The sequence below is a fragment of the Pseudidiomarina terrestris genome, from assembly GCF_030466405.1.
GTDB classification, from domain to species: domain Bacteria; phylum Pseudomonadota; class Gammaproteobacteria; order Enterobacterales; family Alteromonadaceae; genus Pseudidiomarina; species Pseudidiomarina terrestris.
In genome coordinates, this window is sequence record NZ_JAGGJF010000004.1 from 96,218 (window position 1) to 113,715 (window position 17,498).

Annotated in this window: 17 protein-coding genes; 9 read left to right on the forward strand and 8 right to left on the reverse strand. The window is 52.3% G+C overall.

Annotated features, from left to right (window positions below; genetic code table 11):
* Positions 1 to 46 precede the first annotated feature (46 nt).
* Together J6J34_RS09150 and J6J34_RS09155 are read right to left on the reverse strand one after the other, a co-directional pair.
* Positions 47 to 715: a LiaF domain-containing protein gene (locus tag J6J34_RS09150; RefSeq protein ID WP_301721515.1), complete on the reverse strand. Its 669-nt coding sequence runs from the start codon at positions 713 to 715 to the stop codon at positions 47 to 49.
* A gap of 206 nt (positions 716 to 921) precedes the next feature.
* Positions 922 to 1,458: a DUF3750 domain-containing protein gene (locus J6J34_RS09155; RefSeq protein ID WP_301721514.1), complete on the reverse strand. Its 537-nt coding sequence runs from the start codon at positions 1,456 to 1,458 to the stop codon at positions 922 to 924.
* Positions 1,459 to 1,574: 116 nt separating this feature from the next.
* Here J6J34_RS09155 and J6J34_RS09160 point away from each other — a divergent pair, with 116 nt between their 5' ends.
* The 4 genes from J6J34_RS09160 (at position 1,575) to J6J34_RS09175 (ending at position 6,646) form a co-directional block, all read left to right on the forward strand.
* Positions 1,575 to 3,014 (forward strand): DUF945 family protein, encoded by a 1,440-nt coding sequence (locus J6J34_RS09160; RefSeq protein WP_301774862.1) that lies wholly within the window; start codon positions 1,575 to 1,577, stop codon positions 3,012 to 3,014.
* 126 nt (positions 3,015 to 3,140) lie between these two features.
* Positions 3,141 to 4,073, forward strand: coding sequence for a tetratricopeptide repeat protein (locus J6J34_RS09165; protein ID WP_301834611.1), 933 nt, complete (start codon positions 3,141 to 3,143; stop codon positions 4,071 to 4,073).
* 214 nt (positions 4,074 to 4,287) lie between these two features.
* Positions 4,288 to 5,778, forward strand: coding sequence for a SulP family inorganic anion transporter (locus J6J34_RS09170; protein ID WP_301834610.1), 1,491 nt, complete (start codon positions 4,288 to 4,290; stop codon positions 5,776 to 5,778).
* A gap of 16 nt (positions 5,779 to 5,794) precedes the next feature.
* Entirely contained in the window at positions 5,795 to 6,646 is an 852-nt protein-coding gene (locus tag J6J34_RS09175; protein ID WP_301898909.1) for a universal stress protein, read from the forward strand.
* A 14-nt stretch (positions 6,647 to 6,660) separates the two neighbouring features.
* On the opposite strand, the gene kynU is transcribed toward J6J34_RS09175, so the two are convergent.
* The 3 genes from kynU to J6J34_RS09190 are packed head-to-tail and all read right to left on the reverse strand — an operon-like array spanning position 6,661 to position 9,271.
* The gene (kynU, locus tag J6J34_RS09180; RefSeq protein ID WP_301834705.1) at positions 6,661 to 7,929 is read right to left on the reverse strand and encodes a kynureninase; all 1,269 of its coding nucleotides are present in this window, start codon (positions 7,927 to 7,929) and stop codon (positions 6,661 to 6,663) included.
* Between the two features lies 1 nt (position 7,930).
* Positions 7,931 to 8,779: an alpha/beta hydrolase gene (locus J6J34_RS09185; RefSeq protein WP_301834608.1), complete on the reverse strand. Its 849-nt coding sequence runs from the start codon at positions 8,777 to 8,779 to the stop codon at positions 7,931 to 7,933.
* Complete coding sequence (locus tag J6J34_RS09190; RefSeq protein ID WP_301774859.1) at positions 8,780 to 9,271, reverse strand: Mpo1 family 2-hydroxy fatty acid dioxygenase; 492 nt, start codon at positions 9,269 to 9,271, stop codon at positions 8,780 to 8,782.
* 82 nt (positions 9,272 to 9,353) lie between these two features.
* On the opposite strand from J6J34_RS09190, the gene J6J34_RS09195 reads away from it, so the two are divergent.
* Entirely contained in the window at positions 9,354 to 10,400 is a 1,047-nt protein-coding gene (locus tag J6J34_RS09195; protein ID WP_301721503.1) for an AI-2E family transporter, read from the forward strand.
* Positions 10,401 to 10,412: 12 nt separating this feature from the next.
* Here the strand turns inward: J6J34_RS09195 and cfa are convergent, their stop codons facing one another.
* Entirely contained in the window at positions 10,413 to 11,528 is a 1,116-nt protein-coding gene (cfa, locus tag J6J34_RS09200) for a cyclopropane fatty acyl phospholipid synthase (RefSeq protein ID WP_301721501.1), read from the reverse strand.
* 150 nt (positions 11,529 to 11,678) lie between these two features.
* On the opposite strand from cfa, the gene rcsF reads away from it, so the two are divergent.
* Positions 11,679 to 12,074: an Rcs stress response system protein RcsF gene (gene rcsF / locus J6J34_RS09205; RefSeq protein WP_301834605.1), complete on the forward strand. Its 396-nt coding sequence runs from the start codon at positions 11,679 to 11,681 to the stop codon at positions 12,072 to 12,074.
* Positions 12,075 to 12,093: 19 nt separating this feature from the next.
* Complete coding sequence (locus J6J34_RS09210) at positions 12,094 to 13,137, forward strand: cysteine synthase A (RefSeq protein ID WP_301834603.1); 1,044 nt, start codon at positions 12,094 to 12,096, stop codon at positions 13,135 to 13,137.
* On the opposite strand, the gene J6J34_RS09215 is transcribed toward J6J34_RS09210, so the two are convergent.
* Positions 13,130 to 13,588: a GNAT family N-acetyltransferase gene (locus tag J6J34_RS09215; RefSeq protein ID WP_301834598.1), complete on the reverse strand. Its 459-nt coding sequence runs from the start codon at positions 13,586 to 13,588 to the stop codon at positions 13,130 to 13,132. The two genes, J6J34_RS09210 and J6J34_RS09215, sit on opposite strands and share 8 nt — an antisense overlap.
* Complete coding sequence (locus tag J6J34_RS09220) at positions 13,588 to 15,054, reverse strand: RimK family protein (protein ID WP_301721497.1); 1,467 nt, start codon at positions 15,052 to 15,054, stop codon at positions 13,588 to 13,590. The genes J6J34_RS09215 and J6J34_RS09220 overlap by 1 nt, the downstream gene beginning before the upstream one ends.
* A gap of 156 nt (positions 15,055 to 15,210) precedes the next feature.
* Here J6J34_RS09220 and J6J34_RS09225 point away from each other — a divergent pair, with 156 nt between their 5' ends.
* Together J6J34_RS09225 and J6J34_RS09230 are read left to right on the forward strand one after the other, a co-directional pair.
* Complete coding sequence (locus J6J34_RS09225) at positions 15,211 to 15,717, forward strand: TIGR03546 family protein (protein ID WP_301721496.1); 507 nt, start codon at positions 15,211 to 15,213, stop codon at positions 15,715 to 15,717.
* 5 nt (positions 15,718 to 15,722) lie between these two features.
* On the forward strand, positions 15,723 to 17,498 hold the full coding sequence (locus J6J34_RS09230) for a TIGR03545 family protein (protein WP_301834595.1): 1,776 nt from the start codon (positions 15,723 to 15,725) through the stop codon (positions 17,496 to 17,498).

Below are 17,498 nucleotides of genomic sequence, written 5' to 3' on the forward strand. Positions count from 1 at the left end.
TACCGGGGTTACGAATGAGGGTATGCCCGCTATTATCCCTGATAAGCTACTGCTTTTCCATGCCGAAGGTTTCCCGCATGCTGTTGGCAAAGGCGACCAGTTTTTCTTTCATGGTGCGTTTCACGGAAACTTCTACCGAGCCAAGCAGCGTCCAGCCGGTGATGGTAATTTGCGGAGCCTGACGACTGCCCATCGATGGCGCATGGTTTTCTGCAGAGCCGATGATATTAAACATGCGGCTGGTGACATTTACATTTTCAGGGACAAAGACTTCCAGGCTGCCGAGGACATTAGATACGTGAATTTCTACATGCTGGTGCTGAAAAACGGCGTCGGTGAAGTCGATCTTAGCCGAGCCCAAAACATCCACAACGACAATCTTTTTAGGCACCAGCCATTGCCCTTCACGAACATTGGAACCCAGAATGCTAATGAGTTTATCGTCAGTCTCGCCATGCTCTGATTTTGTGTTGGCCGCGGCGTAATTTGGGGTAAACGAACGCTCTTTAGAATCGTCGTAGCCGGGGTCAGCTTCTAACGGCAAGTCAGCAACGAGCTCAACCAGCTGTTGATTGGAGTCCATGGCCATAGCTTCATCAAGACGTCGTTCAAAAGCTTCGGCGGAAATAATCGCGCGACTATAATTGACGATAAGCTTATCGACGGTTTCTTCGCGGACTTGTTCAAGCGGACGGTCTTCGAGTTTAACAGGCATTAGTCTTCCTTATTGTGCGAACCCTGCCGATAATTATGCAATATTAAGGCCAAAATATAAGCCATTGTAAGTCAACGTTTTTATCTTGGTCCGCATAGATACGGTTGGTTAATTTAACCAAATGCATTCAAAAGTCACCAGTTTTTAACGCGATTCGTTACGAGCGCAATGACTGCAAGAATCTTAGTCGACCATCATTAATGTTGCTACTCGTTATCGGCATAGCCGCTACCGATGGCACTGAAGGGGAGCTTTAGCCCCAGTTGCGGAAATTGTAATGCAATCCAGGCCGGAAAAGTGTTGCTGTTGGGGCCAGGAACCGCGCGGTATTCATTTGCCCAGGGGTAACGGGTTGATGCTTCCGCAATTTGTGGGATCAGCTCAGCCGCCTCTATACCGGTGAGCGACAGCAGCTTCTCAGGACGTGCGCCATACCAGTAGCGATCGGGAGTTTTAGTTTGGTAGACGCGCAGTGCAGGCTCGCCATTATCAACCCGCCAACCGACCACCTCATAAACCGTATACTCAGTCGCGTTCTCGGGTTTTACCGCCAGCCAGGTATGAACCGCAAACCAGCCGCGCCAACCAAAGGCATCAGCGGCATAGGCCTCAATAATGGCCTGATTCTGTAGCTGCGGATCCGCGGCCAAGCCCGCCGACTCCCGCGATGCATCGCGCCAATCACTTGAAGAACAAGCACTGATCACGAGCAATAAAGTGAGAATAACAACTGATTTTTTCATAGCGCCGTGCCTTTCCTTATATTTAGTTACAACATTAAACTTAAAAAACTATGATAAGAAGGATCAATTTTGTTATCTTCTCGTTACTTTTAACATCAAGATATGGATCAATGAGTATGAGCAAGAAGGGCGCATTTATCGGGATTGTCGTGGTTGCTGCAGGGCTATCGGTCACTCCTTATTTCATCGGAACGCAAACAGAGTCAGCGATTAAAGATTACGTGGCCCTTTTTGATGAATCTCAGCATTTATATCAAGCGCGGGTGGTCAGCTACGAGCGCGACTGGTTGAGCGCAAATGCTGTGATCGAGGTTGGTATTGATACGCGTGCTCTGGGGCTCGAAGACGGGGCAACCGGTGAGGTGGTGACCACCGAGTTCGAACTTTCCCTGCAACACGGTCCGTTATTGACAGATCAGGGACTGGCAATTGGGCTTGCGTCGTGGCAGGTCAGCAATGATGGTCAGGGCCTGCAAGATTATGTGCAGTGGGATAGCAGCCGTTTACTTTACCTGCAGCAAGGTACCGTCAATCTGGTTGGCAATGCCAGTTATCGCGACAGTATTCCGCAGTTGAGTAATACCGAGCGTACCGGCGAAGTACGTTTTGAACTGGCAGAATACGGTGGTCAGGGGCAGTACGACGGTAAAACGTTAAGATACGAAGGCGCTTTTTCAGAGTTTAATCTAGGGGTCGAGTCGTTGCAGGTTGAACTGCAAAATGCACAGTTAAGTGGCCTTGCTGAAGCATCGCTGCAAACCCTGTTACGCGGTCAGTTTTACGAAGGGCACGGCAGTATGACTCTGGATGCCATGACAGTGACGACCGCAGAAGCCGGCGAAGTGATGGGGGCCGACAAGGTCTCTATGGACTACGTCATGTCCATCAGTGAGGCAAGTGCGACCGGTAACGAGCTCGTGCAGATGGCCATGGACTACGGGTTTGATACTCTACGGGTGAATGGCGTCGAGACCAATGACCTGCGTATGAATACGGCCATGAACGGTATCGATAAGGGATTTATGGATGCCTATCTGCAACTACTGCAAAGTGATGCTGGCACAGATCCCGAGCAGCTCCAGGCAGCTCTCGAAGAGTTGTTCGAGCAGCAGGGACTGGCGTTGTTACAGGCCGAGCCAGAGCTGACGATCACTAACTTTAGTGGCAGCTTGCCCGAAGGTCAGTTTGTTGCCAGCGCCTCGCTGTCGGTTGCTGGTGTCCGTGCCTTACCACAAGCCATGGACGATGATGCGTTTTGGCGTGAACACATGCGCGCCAGTACCCACCTGAATGTAGAAAAACCGCTGTTGCAGTGGGCAACCCAAATGTATGTGCAGATGAGTCTGGTTAATGCCGGACAAGCGCGCGAATTGACCGTTGAACAACTGCAACAGATTGCAGCCCAGCAAGCCGCGATGATGATCCAAAGCTTTGTGCAGCAGGGTGTATTACGCGAGGAAGATGGTTCTTACGTATTGGATCTGCAGGTTGCCGCTGGCGTATTAGATATGAATGGCCAACAAGTGCCCTTAACGCAAGCTATGGGCGGCATGTAACAGGCGTACAGTCGTTACAGAAAACCTTGGTTACAATTGTTTACCACGCGGCAATGTTGTTGCGCTGCAGCCAGTGCTATGTTGTGCGCGTGGTCATTATCCGTTCTTTTAAACAGGTCATCAGCTATGTTACGCACATCATTTCCGGGTCTCACGTTAGCAATCTTGCTCGCCGTATCTGCGATCTCGCTCAGTGCTGGCTCCGCGGCACATGCGCAGGTCAGTGAAAACCTGACCATTTGTGAAAGTGGCGATTGCCAGCGCCAGTTGGCAGAGCTTGAGCGTTTGGCACGCAAGGGCAGTGGCGATGCCGCTGCTGTGGTAGCGCTGGCCTACGCCAGTGGTGATGGTGTGGAACAAGACACCGAAAAAGCCCAACAGTTTATGGAGCAAGGCGCAAACCGGCGCAACCCGTTAGCGATGTACGTTATTTCTGACTGGTACCAACGCGGCTTCGTAGTGGAACAGAATGCAGAGCAGAGTCAGCGCTGGCTCGACCGTGCTGTCAAAACTGGTTACGCGCCCGCCCTGTACTTGAAGGCAACGCAATTGCTGGCCAGTAATACTGTCACTGAGCAGCAACAGGCAGTTCCCTTGTTAGAGCAGGCTGCTGAAACAGGATTGCTGACGGCCATGTACGCGCTGGCACGGTTGCAACAAACCGGAACTCTGGTGGAGCAGGATTTGATTGCCGCAGGCACACTATTTGCGCGCTTAGCTCGCTCAGGTTATGGCGACGCGCGGCAGCAACTGCAGCAGGTTAATCAGCAGTTAGCCGGCACTGAATTTGCTGCGAGCGATGATGGCCAGCTGCTGCGTCAGGCTGAGCAGGCCATGGAGCGGATCACGGTCACCGCAGACGCAAGTCTGTACCGTACTCAACTCGATCGTCTGGTCAATCAGCTGGACGCTTCAGGCAGTTTTGATAACCGTTCCATTGGCTCACGCATTCGCGGCGTTGGCTGCGCTGACACGGGCTCTCCGTGCGCAGTATTGAGTCCTGGTAGAGGACAAAGCAGCCTTGGGGATGTGCTTAGCGGTAATCGCGGCGGCAACTAAAATCGGCGGGGCATTTGCGCCGCCGCCTGATTTTCTATATCATTCCCGCCCTCTATAGGGCTTCGGCCCAAACCATGCAACAACAGTGGAGTTTGGGCTTTGTTCCTGCTTACGCCACCCTAGCCGTAACAGTTTTCTCTTCTTTTAGCTGGCCAGCTTCTGTGCCGGCGCATTTTCGTGTTCTTAATTTCTAACTTTAAAAGTGATAACAATTATGTTGAAGACCATTCAGAACCAATGGCTCTCGAATATCCGTGGCGATCTGCTCGCGGGTATCGTGGTGGCGCTGGCGCTTATCCCTGAAGCCATCGCCTTTTCTATTATTGCCGGAGTCGATCCAAAAGTTGGCTTGTATGCCTCGTTCTGTATCGCCGTTATTATTGCCTTTACAGGTGGCCGACCGGGCATGATTTCTGCCGCTACTGGCGCCATGGCGCTGCTGATGGTGACGCTGGTTCGTGAACATGGGCTTGAGTATTTGCTCGCGGCAACCTTGTTGACCGGCGTGCTGCAGATCGTCGCCGGCTATTTGAAACTTGGCGATTTAATGCGCTTTGTCTCCCGTTCTGTGGTGACGGGATTTGTGAATGCCCTGGCGATACTAATTTTCATGGCACAATTACCTGAGCTGACGAATGTGACCTGGCATGTTTACGCTATGACCGCTGCCGGACTGGGTATCATCTACCTGTTCCCTTATGTTCCAGTGATTGGCAAAGTACTGCCATCGCCGTTGATTTGTATTGTTGCACTGACCCTAGTTGCCATTTTCTGGAACATTGATATCCGTACCGTTGGTGATATGGGGCAGCTACCTGATACCTTGCCGATTTTTCTCTGGCCTGACGTGCCCTTAACGCTTGAAACCTTGTGGATCGTGTTTCCTTATTCAGCCGCATTAGCAATAGTAGGCTTGCTTGAATCGATGATGACCGCAACTATCGTTGATGACCTGACGGATACCGATAGTGATAAAAACCGTGAATGTAAAGGACAGGGTATTGCCAATGTGGGCGCCGGTTTGTTTGGCGGTATGGCGGGCTGTGCCATGATTGGTCAGTCGGTGATCAACGTGAAGTCCGGGGGCCGTACCCGCCTTTCAACTTTTGTTGCGGGCGCCTTTTTGATGGTGATGATCCTGGTGCTCGATGAGTGGTTGAAACAAATCCCGATGGCGGCCCTGGTCGCGGTCATGATTATGGTGTCTATCGGTACCTTCAGCTGGGCGTCAATTCGTGATTTGCGCAAGCACCCGTTGTCGACCAATATCGTGATGGTCACTACCGTAGCTGTGGTTGTAGCGACGCATAATCTCGCCTTAGGTGTCGGCGTTGGTGTGCTTTTGGCGGCAATGTTCTTTGCCAATAAAATTGGCCATTTCATGCATGTTCAATCCACCATCAATGAGGCAGGGACTGAGCGTAAGTATCAGGTCATTGGCCAGGTTTTCTTTAGTTCTGCAGATAAATTTGTCGCTTTCTTTGACTTCAAAGAAGCAGTCGATAAAGTAGTAATAGACTTAACCCGTGCGCATTTCTGGGATATCACCGCTGTTGGTGCGTTGGATAAAGTGGTATTGAAGTTCCGTCGCGACGGTGCTGACGTTGAAGTCATAGGCCTGAATGAGGCCAGCGCAACAATTGTTGACCGTTTCGGTGTGCATGATAAACCTGACGCGGCCGATAAAATCATTGGCGGCCACTAGGCTGCAGGAGGACAAGATGTCATTTGTTATTGGATGTATCGATGGGGCCACAGCCAGCACCGCAGTGTGTGAGTATTCCGCCTGGGCCGCAACACAGCTTTCTGCGCCAGTACTACTTTTGCACGTGCTCGAAAACTCGACCCTGGAAGCGAGCACGGATGTTACCGGTAACATCGGGTTTGGGACTCGTGAGCATCTACTCGAGCAACTGGCAGAGCTGGATGAACAACGCGCGAAACTGGCGTTGAAGCATGGCCATATGCTGCTTGAGCAAGCTGAACAGAAGGTGCGCAAGCTAGGTCTTACCGACATTCATCAGCGCCAGCGCCACGGTGGGCTAGCACCCACTCTGCTCGACATGGAGCAGGATGTGCGGCTGGCGGTGTTGGGCTTACACGGCGAAGACTCAATAAATCAGCTCCGCAAAGTTGGCAGTCATCTGGAAACCGTGATTCGTAGCGTTCATCGGCCGTTACTGCTGACCCCTGATGAGTTCCAGCCACCGAAAAGCGCGATGCTGGCTTATGATGGCAGTGAAACCGCCAAAAAAGGGGTTGAGCTAGTGACCGAGAGCCCACTTTTTAAAGGTATGCCGGTGCACCTGGTAATGGTTGATGATGACACTGTGGAAAACCAGGAGCGCCTGGACTGGGCCGCAGAGCATCTGCGCGCGGGCGGGCACGACGTCGAAACCAAACTGTTGAGCGGAAATGTAGAAGAAAGCTTACACAGTTATCAGACCGACCATGGCATCGACATCATGGTGATGGGGGCCTTTGGCCACTCACGCATTCGCCAGTTTTTGGTGGGCAGCACCACCATGCGCATGCTGCAGGAAAGCACAACTCCAGTTCTGGTGTTGCGCTAGCCTGTCCGGGTTGATCAGGTGACTGCCTGACGCGTCTGAAAACGTGGGTCTGTATAGGCCCGCGTTTGCATAATCTCCGCCAGACGCGCGACGGCACGCCCAATATCGGTAAAACTGGTGTAGAGTGGCGTGAAGCCGACGCGCAGATAATTCGGTGCGCGAAAATCGGCAATCACCTTGTGCTCAATCAGAGCCTGACAAATCGCATAAGCATCCGGGTGAGCGAACGACAGCTGACTGCCGCGCTGCTGCGCCGTCTTCGGTGAAATGCAGTCGAATTCCCGGGCCAGTCCCGTTTGCTCTAAAAGTTCTAAAAACAGCTCTGCCAGGCCGATGGATTTCTCGCGGACCTGCACCATGGTAACATCCGCAAATACATCTAATGCCGCATCGACAGCGCTCATGGCAAGAATTGATGGCGTCCCACTGAGCATTTTTCCGATGCCGTCAGTGGCTTCGAACTGTGCATCAAAGACGAATGGCCGGGCATGACCAAACCAGCCGGATAGTGGCTGTCTGACGCTACCCAGGTGACGCTCGGCCACATACACAAAGGCCGGTGCCCCGGGTCCACCGTTCAGGTATTTGTAAGTGCAACCTACAGCAAAATCCGCCTGCCACTTATCCAGCTCGACCGGCACAGCACCTGCGCTATGGGCGAGGTCAACAATGACTAATGCGCCAGCCGCGTGGGCATGAGCGATAATCTCGGCCATAGGTAATCGCCGGCCACTACGAAAGTTGACCTCGGTTAGCATTACGATGGCGGTTTGAGCATGAATATGCTTGCTAAGATCAGCAAGCAGCTCAGCTTCATCGGCAAGCACCAGCTCACAATTCTCCGCGCCGATCAGTTGCTGCAACCCCTGCACCATATAAAGGTCGGTTGGGAAATTATCCGCGGTAGACAGCACTTGATGACGCTGGTTGCGTGGTTCGCCGCGGGCATCAAGAACCGCAAAAGCAGCACTGAGCGTTTTAAATAAGTTCACTGAGATGGAGTCACAGCAGATGACCTGTCCTGCCTGCGCGCCAATGATTGGTGCCAGCTTGTCGCCGATTTTAGCGGGCAGGTGAACCCAGCCATGTTCGTTCCAGCTGCGGATGCCGTCCTGACCCCATTGTTGCGCGGTCGTCTCGGCCACACGAGCTTGAGTGCCGTGGGTCATTAAACCCAAGGAATTACCATCGAGGTAAACGGTGTCTTCGGGAATGACAAATTCATCCCGCAGATGAGTAAGCGGATCAGCTTGGTCCAGGCGCTCGAGCGCACTGAAATTAATATCAGTCATGCATCGCTTCCAGGGTGGTGAGCAGCTGTTGCCAGGCCGCTGTATTTGGATGAACCCAGTCGAAATGGCCAGCACTTTCTGCCAGAACGACCTGAACCGCACCTTTTTGTGCATAAGCGCGGGCCTGTTCGGTAGGCACGATACTATCGGCGCCTCCCTGCAGCAAGGTGACTGCGACCTTAATGTCCTGCTCAATAGGGTTGGCTTGCTGCCAGTCGCTGGCCGAGGCGCTCTGCATAAACTGCGCGCCGGCCTGCTGGCAGCCGCCGTCGGCTGCGGTATAAGCAGCAAGATCGGTAATGGCCGCCAGGCCAACAACATGATCCACAGACTCAGCGAATGCGCTACCGGCAAGTAAAGCCAGATGTCCGCCGGCACTGTGCCCCATCACAACGACGTGTCGCTCACGAAGCGCTAACTCAGGCAGAGCAATGAGCCGCTGCATGGCATTCTGGATATCATGCCAGGTTCCGGGCCAACCCCCGCCATTATCGCCGGTACGGCGATACTCAATCGAGGCCACCGCATAGCCTGCCTGCTGCAAAGCAGTGGCGGCTGGTCGGGTATGGTCGATGTTGTAGGCATTTAACCAGCATCCACCATGAATGAATACTACCAAGGGCGCAGACACCCCAGATGTTGGCCAGAGATCGATAAATTGCAGCGGATCATCACCGTAGCTTAACCGTTGCTGTGCTGCGCTATAGCTGAGCTCGGTAACGCTTGAGTAGGCAACGTCAGGTCCAGCCAGTGTGGTCGTGTCGGTGCTGGCCACCAGGGGCGATGAGGCAAGAGAGAATCCTGCTGCGAGCACAGAGAAAATAAGTTTGCGTGGGTCCATTTACGAGAATCTCTTTTCGATGGCCTGGTGCAAATCTTTTTTCAAACCCAGCATAAAAACCACTTCCGCGACGACAAACAGGGGGCCAATGGCCAGTCCCATAATGTCGTCGACAAACGCTGGTTTGCGCCCTTCAAAATAATGCCCAATAAACTGAAAAGCCCAGCCCACTACGAACAAGCCAACCCCCCAGCTCAACCACGCACTGGTCGACAGGGCTGCTACTTGCACGCCTAGCACCACGGTCAAGGCAAGTAATACTGCCATCAGCAGTCCTAACGGACGGTCGAGACGCAAGTAGAAAAAAGATGCGATAACAGCAATAATCAGAGCCGGGCTTAAGAACCAACCCTCAAAAGACCAATGCGGACGCGAGAGTAAAATCTGTATCGCGATGACAATCATCGGGATACCCAGCAGATGGGTTGCAATATTACGGCGGTCGCGATGGTACGCGGCATACTCAGACAAATGGTCTGTTATTGTTTTCATAGTCTTGCCCTGTAGCTATTGTGCTGTCAGTATGACGGTTTGCCATCTACTATAAATAGAAAATCCACTGAAGGGAAAGGCCATGCGCGATAAATTGGAGCGTCGCTCGTTTTTGCTTCTGCTTATACTGGTAAGCATCGCTTTCGGATTCATTTTAGAGCCGTTTTTTGGCGCTATTTTCTGGGCCTGTGCGGTGACGGTTATTTTTGCACCTATGCAACGCTGGGTACTGTCAAAAATAGGCGAAAAACCCAATACCGCCGCCGGATTCACTCTATTGACCTGTATGGCGATTGTCGTTATCCCGGTTATCTTCCTGAGTACAGCCTTCGTGAAAGAGGGGATTCAATTTTACCAGCGAGTTGAAGCGGGAGAGATTGATCCCCGGCAAATCCTGCAGCAGCTCCGTGATGCTTTCCCTTGGTTTGATCAGGTATTGGTCGAGCTTGGCATCGATACCACTAACCTGCGCGAGCGCATTTCTAACAGTCTGGTCAGTGCAACGCAATTTCTAGCCAAAGAAACTCTCAGTATCGGGCAGAATACCTTTAGCTTTTTGATCAGTCTGGCGCTGATGATGTACCTGACCTTTTTCCTGCTGCGTGATGGCAGTAAGCTGATGCGGATTATCGTCAGAGCTCTTCCGCTTGGCGACGAACGCGAAGAGGCATTATTTAAAAAGTTCGCTGAAGTGACCCGCGCGACAGTAAAAGGGAACTTAGTGGTGGCGATCGTGCAGGGTGCTCTTGGCGGTATTATCTTCTGGCTGCTTGCGATACCAGGGCCCTTGTTATGGGGTGTGGTGATGGCGTTCTTGTCCTTGATCCCTGCGGTGGGCGCGGCGATTATCTGGTTCCCGGTGTGTTTGTATTTATTCGCCACCGGCGACTGGATAAGCGGCACCATCCTGCTCGCCTACGGTGCTGTTGTCATAGGCCTGGCCGACAATGTGTTACGACCGATTCTGGTTGGACGCGATACCAAGCTTCCGGATTATGTGGTGCTATTTTCTACCATCGGTGGTATCACCCTTTTTGGTATCAATGGCTTTGTCATCGGCCCGCTGGTCGCCGCGCTGTTCATGGCGACCTGGCAGATTTTTATGAAAGACTTTAATGGCGAAATGTAGCCTGTCCGCGACTTAGTCCAATGTCGGGCGGTGATAGCCGCCCTCAATCCCGTTTTTACTGAAGACCCACTGCCAGAGCTGCAGGTCGCGGGCACGAAAGGCGCCGGCACAGGAGTGCAGGTAGTACCGCCACATGCGTTTAAAGGTTTCATCGTAATCGCCGCTTAACTGTTCCCAGTTGCGCTCAAAATTGTCACTCCAGGCCATTAACGTCCGATCATAGTCGGCACCAAAATTATGGATATCTTCGGCGGTGAAATGTGCGCGGGAACTGTTATCGATGTGGGCCAGGCACGGCAACTCGCCGTTAGGGAAAATATGCCGGTTGATCCAGGGATCAGTACCACGGACATCGCGGTTTCTGCCAATCGTATGTAGCAGGAACAGCCCGTCGTCTTTTAGACTGCGCGCGGCGACTTCCATAAAACTGTCGTAATTTTTCTGACCGACGTGTTCAAACATACCAATACTGACCACAGCGTCGAAATGTTCGTTAATATCACGATAGTCTTGCAGGCGGAATTCAATGGGCAGGCCCGCGCACATTTTTTCACCAAGCTCGACCTGTGCTTTGGAGACGGTTACGCCGACACACCTGACAGAGTAGTTCTCTGCTGCATACTTCATAAAGCTGCCCCAGCCGCAGCCAATATCCAGCAGTTGCATGCCCGGACGTAATTGTAGCTTCTGACAGATCAGTTCCAGCTTGTCGCGCTGGGCATCGGCAAGATTCTCAGCCCGCTGCCAATAACCGCAGGTGTAGACCATACGCTCATCGAGCATGGCCTGATAAAGTTGATTGCCTAAATCGTAATGCTGTTCACCGACCTGGAAGGCACGCGCTCGACTTTGTAAGTTCAGCCAGCGCGCTTTAAGGTGCTGCCATAGAAAGCGCGTGGGTTTAATTTCCTGACCAAGTTGCGCGCGTAAGATTCGATAAAAGAATTCATCCAGCTGCTCACAATCCCAGTCGCCGCGCATGTAGCCTTCGCCTAAACCAAGATTACCTCGGGCGAGGACATCATTGAGTACATCAGCACGATGCAGCTGCATGTCCCATGGCCTGGAACCGTTTATACTGATATCGGCGCGGGCAAGTAACTTTTCGATATAAGCTCGGGTTTCCATGATCGCCTCTCTCCTGATTGCTAATAAGTGTAGCTAAGCTGGTGAAAAACGCAGACTATCGCAGCGAACGTTTTAGCATAGAGCGAATCGTTCTAGACTTTAGTCTGAGCAAAACGTATGGTTTCTACAAACTTATCGAAGAGGCATTTTATGTGCAAGATCCGCAACATGTGCAGCAAAGCCGCCGCCACTTTCGCGAGCCTGATGCTGTTGACTGGCTTGTCAGCGTGCGCCAGCGCACCCCAGGGGATGAGCGCCGAGCAACTTGCTAAAGCAGGTCAGGTCGAGTTTATGCGACCTTATGAATTGTCACGCTCAGACGTCGAGTTTGTCAGCGTAGGTCCGGTTCGGGGCGAGTCGTGCGCGAGTCACCTGCTGGCGGATGAGGCCTCGCAGGAACAAGCGCGCATGCGGATGAAACTTGCCGCCGCTGAACGGCAGGCAAACCGTTTAGTGTTGAAAAAATGCGTTAAAGACGACGAAGGCGGATGCACGACCCGTTGGTGGTGCGAGGGCGATGCGTACCAAGCTGTGCCATTGCAGTAATAAAGAATAGGAGTTGGTTATGCGCAACGCACAACGTCCGACAGATTTGATTGGCCAGACGGACATGATTCGTGTCCGCTCGCTGTCGGAGCTGACCGGTTGTGATATCTGGATGAAGTTGGAGTCACAGAATCCCGGAGGCTCTATCAAGGATCGTGCATCTTATCAGATGATAAAAGATGCTCTCGACAGTGGTGAGCTGGAGCCCGGCATGACCGTAGTTGAAGGCACTGCGGGGAATACTGGTATCGGTTTGGCACTGGTGGCGCGGTCCCTGGGTTTACAGATGCTGGCAGTCATGCCGAATGATCAGTCGCCGGAGAAAGAGCGCATGATCCGCCTGCATGGGGCGCAATGTAAAACTGTTGATCCGGTGCCGTTTCGCAATGACAACCATTTTTATCACACCGCCAGGCGACTGGCCGAAAGTCGCGATGATTACTGGTGGGCAAACCAGTTCGAAAATACCAGCAACGCCCGCGCTCATTATTTGGGAACTGGGCCGGAGATCTGGCAGCAAACCGAGGGTAGCATCGACATTTTGGTGTCGGTCGCCGGCACCGGCGGTACCATTGCTGGCTCATCGATGTATCTGAAAGAGCGTAATGAAGACGTTCAGGTGTGGTTGACGGACCCAGATGGTTCCGGCATTTACAGCTTTTTGAAAGACGGTGAGTATGTTGCCACTGGCGGCTCCTTTACCGAAGGGATCGGTATTATGCGTCTGGTCGAGAATTTCAAGCAGGCTCGCATCGACGCCGCGGTGAATTTGCCAGATCAGGATCTCTACGCGCTGTCGCGCTATGTTCGGGATCATGACGGTCTGGTCTTGGGTAGCAGTTCAGCGCTGAATCTTGCCGGAGCATTGCAGGCAGCAGCTCTGCATGGGCCAGGCAAAACCATCGTTACCTTTGCCTGCGACCTAGGTGAGCGCTCAGCCAGTAAACTCTACAACGAGAACTATTTGCGTGAGCGCGGTATAGAGCTTGCTGCTGAACCCGCCAGGGAGATGGTCGCCCGTTACCGCGAAATGGGTGAACGGGTCTGGTACGCGGCTAAGTAAAACTCAAACGCATGCGATAGCCGTCGGCATGCCCAGGATAATAGTCCGGAAGCAGGTCGACCACCTCAAAATCATAGCGGCGATAAAGTTCGATCGCCGCTGTGTTGTCCACCTTAACTTCCAGCGATAGTCCTTTAGCGCCCTTTGCTTCTGCATAGCTCATGGCGTGTTCAAGCAACTGCCGGCCAACGCCTTGCCCGCGAGCCTGCGCCGCTACAGCAATGGAGTACAGGCGCCAGACGCGACTGTTTTTGCGGGTCAATAGCAGGCTGTAGCCCAGCACCTGTGCTGGCGCGGCTGGTGTTGTAAAGACAAAGATGTGGGCGGACTCAGCTTTCAGCAAGCGCTGGAAACTGCGCTTGCCCAATTGGCTGTAATCAAAGGTTGCAGCTTCAAGTGCAACCAGAGCGTTAACGTCAGATAGTTCTGCAGGACGAATGGAGCTGGCCATTATTTTTCGTCTAACCGCCTCGCAAAATCACGCATGATAATGTGATAGAGCTCATCACCGAGAAGTAAGTCTTCCACCCCTGCATCAATCGATGGATTATCGTTGATCTCGATGATCACTGGCCCCTGTGCCGTTAACTTCATATCGACGCCATACAAACCATCGCCAATCAACCGGGTCGCCTGCAACGCGGTTTTCACCACATCCTTTGGCACCTGATGGATGCCAACTGTTTCAAAGCCACCTGATTTGCTGCGACTGGTCGCACTGGCATGGTTATAGATCTGCCAGTGATTACGTGCCATATAGTATTTACAGGCGTAAATGGCCCGGTTATTCAAAATACCAATACGCCAGTCGAACTCCGTACGCACAAACTCCTGTGCAAGTAGTATGGTAGAAGTCTTAAACAAATCAGCGGCAATACTTTTTAACTCATCAATGGACTCAGCTTTTTCGACGCCGATGGAGAACGAGCCATCAGGAATCTTCAGCACTACAGGATAGCCTAAACGCTCACCTATGGCTTCGTAGTCGATGTCCTGCTGACTGAGAATAAGTTCTGTCCGAGGCGTCGGAATACGGTGCTTATCGAGCAGTTCCTTCAAAAAGACTTTATTCGCACATTGTAAAATCGAGTGCGGCGCGTCAATCACCACCATGCCGTTCGCTTCGGCTTTTTTGGCAAAGTGATAGGTGTAATGGCTGATGCGAGTCGTCTCACGAATAAAGAGCGCGTCGAATTCCAGCAGACGGTTGTAGTCATCTGCAGTGATTAGTTCAGCATCGATATCAGCCTCTTTAGCGGCTTTGATAAACTTCTGCAGGGCTTTTTTATCGCTGGTCGGAATGGGCTCTTCCGGATCATGCAGAATCGCCAAATCGTAACGATACTCTTTTTTCGCGCGCGCTTTACGCCAGACGCGCTTGCTAAAGCTGTCCAGACTATCGCCAAAAAAGGTCTGCTGCTCGTCCGTCAGCTCGGCCAAATTGCCAGCGATCAGGTTATGAATAAACCAGCGCCCCTGATAGCTGAACTCAACCCATAAAATTGGGCAGGGGTAACGGTCAAAGATCTGGCGTGCAAAGCTGGCCAGCAAAGGATCCTGAGTCTGGCCAAAGCAAATGAGAACACGCTGGCGCTGGCTTTCGGTTTGCTGCGTCAGATAACGACTGATCTGTTTGTCGGTGCTGGCGGGTAGCAATAACTGGTAATGCGAGAAGTTAGCCAGATCGTTGATCGTGGAGACCGAGGGCAGCACCCGCTGACCTCGCGCTTCAGCCAATAAGCTGACGTAGTAACCGGTCGACAAATAGCTCAGGTCACCACACAAATTGAGAATTTGTGCGCGCGCTTTTGCGTCCTGCTCCAGCAGGTAATCGCTGGCAGAAATGATCGATTGACTGGGGTAATAGGGCTGCCAGTCGGCAATGGAATCAAGAATAATCAGGGCTGCGTTTTGCATAGTAACTCCGCATTAGAATTGCGCGCATATTTACGGCTAAATTTACGAAAACACAAGTAAAATTTTATTTTATGCTCAATAAAAAAGGGTAGCACAACAAACCAAGTAAGCTATCCTTAACTAATTCAATGGGTTCACTTATTTAGGAGAGTTTACATGCTCACGTTACTCGCGCGATTGCTTCGTGCTTTGAACTCAGAATCCGGTGCCTGGGCACTGGCAATCGCCTTCGTGCTTGGCATGATTATGGGATTCACTCCGTTATGGCGAGTGCATAACCTGGTGATTCTGCTGATAGCTTTACTGTTCCGAGTCAATCTCTCTGGGTTTATTCTCAGCTTTGTGATTTGTTCCGGACTGGCCTTTTTACTGGACCCTGTTTTCCATCAGGTCGGCTTCGCGATACTTTCCGCTGAGAGCTGGCAGCCGGTATGGCAGGGCATGTACGATTCTGCCTTTTGGCGGGTTGTGCAATTTCACCATACCATCACGTTAGGCAGTCTGGTCATTAGTCTCGCTTTTGCACCTATACTTGCGATCCTGAGCTTTTGGCTGGTGACGCAATATCGACGTCGCATCCAGGTCTGGTTTAACAAACTGAAAATCGTTCAGGCACTTAAAGCCAATCGATTCTGGGCCGTTTATTCGAACTTGAGAGGGTAACAAGCATGGAACAGCATACTGTTCGCCGTAGTGCGTTTCGCTGGCCAGGACTGGTCGCTTTTCTCGTTATTGTCGGGCTGATTGCAGCTTTTTCCTGGTTGCTGCTCGATACTATTTTAAAATGGTCGCTGGAGCGGACGCTGGGCACACTCAACGGTGCTGAGGTGAATATTGAACGGGTCGAGCATCAGTGGGTTCCACTTACGGTCGAGCTCTCTGGCATTCAGGTGACGGATCCTTTGCAGCCTGATTTTAACCGGGTTGCCGTGGGAGATGTGCGCGGAGAATTAAGCTGGGAGCAGCTGCTTATGGGCCGTTTCCATTTTGAAGATGTGGTGAGCACAGGCATTCGTGTTCATACTCCGCGGGCAACCACCGGTGAGGTTTATCAACTGCCAAGTAAAGAGCAGGTGGGGGGCTGGTTCGGCGAAGGCATGGATAAGCTTCAGTTGTCGATGCCGTCGGTCGATGAGGTCATGGCCCGTGTTGACTTGCGCACACCAGCAGCCGTCGCTGAGGCAAAAACAAGCTTTGAGCAGCAACAAGAGCGCGTTAAAGCGGTCATGGATAAGCTGCCAAGCAAAGAGCGTCTCGCAACCTATGAAGCCGAGTTAAAAGCGCTCACCGAGGGCAAAATTGAGACCCCCGTTCAGTTGCAGGAGAGAAAAGAAAAGTTTGCCGAGTTGAAAGAAAAATTTGCAGCCGACCGGCAGGCGCTGCAGGAGTTTAAAGAAATTGCCTCAACTGCTGCGGCTGAATTAAAGACGCAAATGGAAAAAGTGAAAACGGCGCCCCAACGCGATTTAGACCGGGTCGGCGAGCTTTTGCAGATGAATAGCCAGGGGTTGAGCGAGATAACAACCGTACTTTTTGGCGAACAGGCTCGGCGCTGGGCCGACTATATGCTGCTTGCTTATGAACAACTGGCGCCTATGTTAATGCGCTCCGCGGATGAAACCGCGCTGCAACCTCCGCGCGGCGAAGGTATTTGGTTTTCCTTCACCGGTAGCGATGCGCCACCGGATTTTCTGATAAAAAAAGCACGTACTGAATTCGCAATAGGGCCTACGGTGCTGGATGTTGACTGGGCCAATATCACCCATCAGCACCAGCAACTGGGTCAACCGACCACCTTCCGTGCCCGTGGCGAAAACAACGCGCTCTGGTCGTCATTGCAGCTCAATGGCGAACTGGCCCTGACTGAGGCCGGATTTGATGCGCGCCAGGAATGGCGAGTGCAAGGGGTAAACCTGGCTCGCACGGCATTAAGTGAGCGTAGCGAGTTAGCGGCGAGCATTTTGTCGGCGCTACTGGATAGTGAAGGGAATGTCGCTTTACGCAACAGTCAGTTTGACGGCAATGCAACGCTGCGCCTGGCCGACATGGTGATCGAGGCCAGTGCTGAGAATCAGTGGGCGGCGGTGATCGCCAAAGCTTTGGAGAGCCTGCAGCGACTAGATATTAACGCCGACCTGAAAGGCGAGCTGATGAATCCCGATTTCAGTTTGTCATCTGATCTTGACCGACAGCTTGGCCAGGCATTACAGGCCGCTGCTAAAGACGCCGCTAAGGGTGAGCTGGCAAATCTTCGCCAGCGCCTGACATCACAGTCAGATGGCTTTGTTGGTGAGTATCAGGAAGAGCTGACGCAGCTGACAAGTTTACTGACTGATGCAGAAAATCGCGAAGCACGGCTGCAGGAAATGCTGGAAATGAAGTTACAGAATCAGCTTGAAGATAAAGTAAAAGATAAACTGAAAGGATTGCTGGGGAACGGTTAG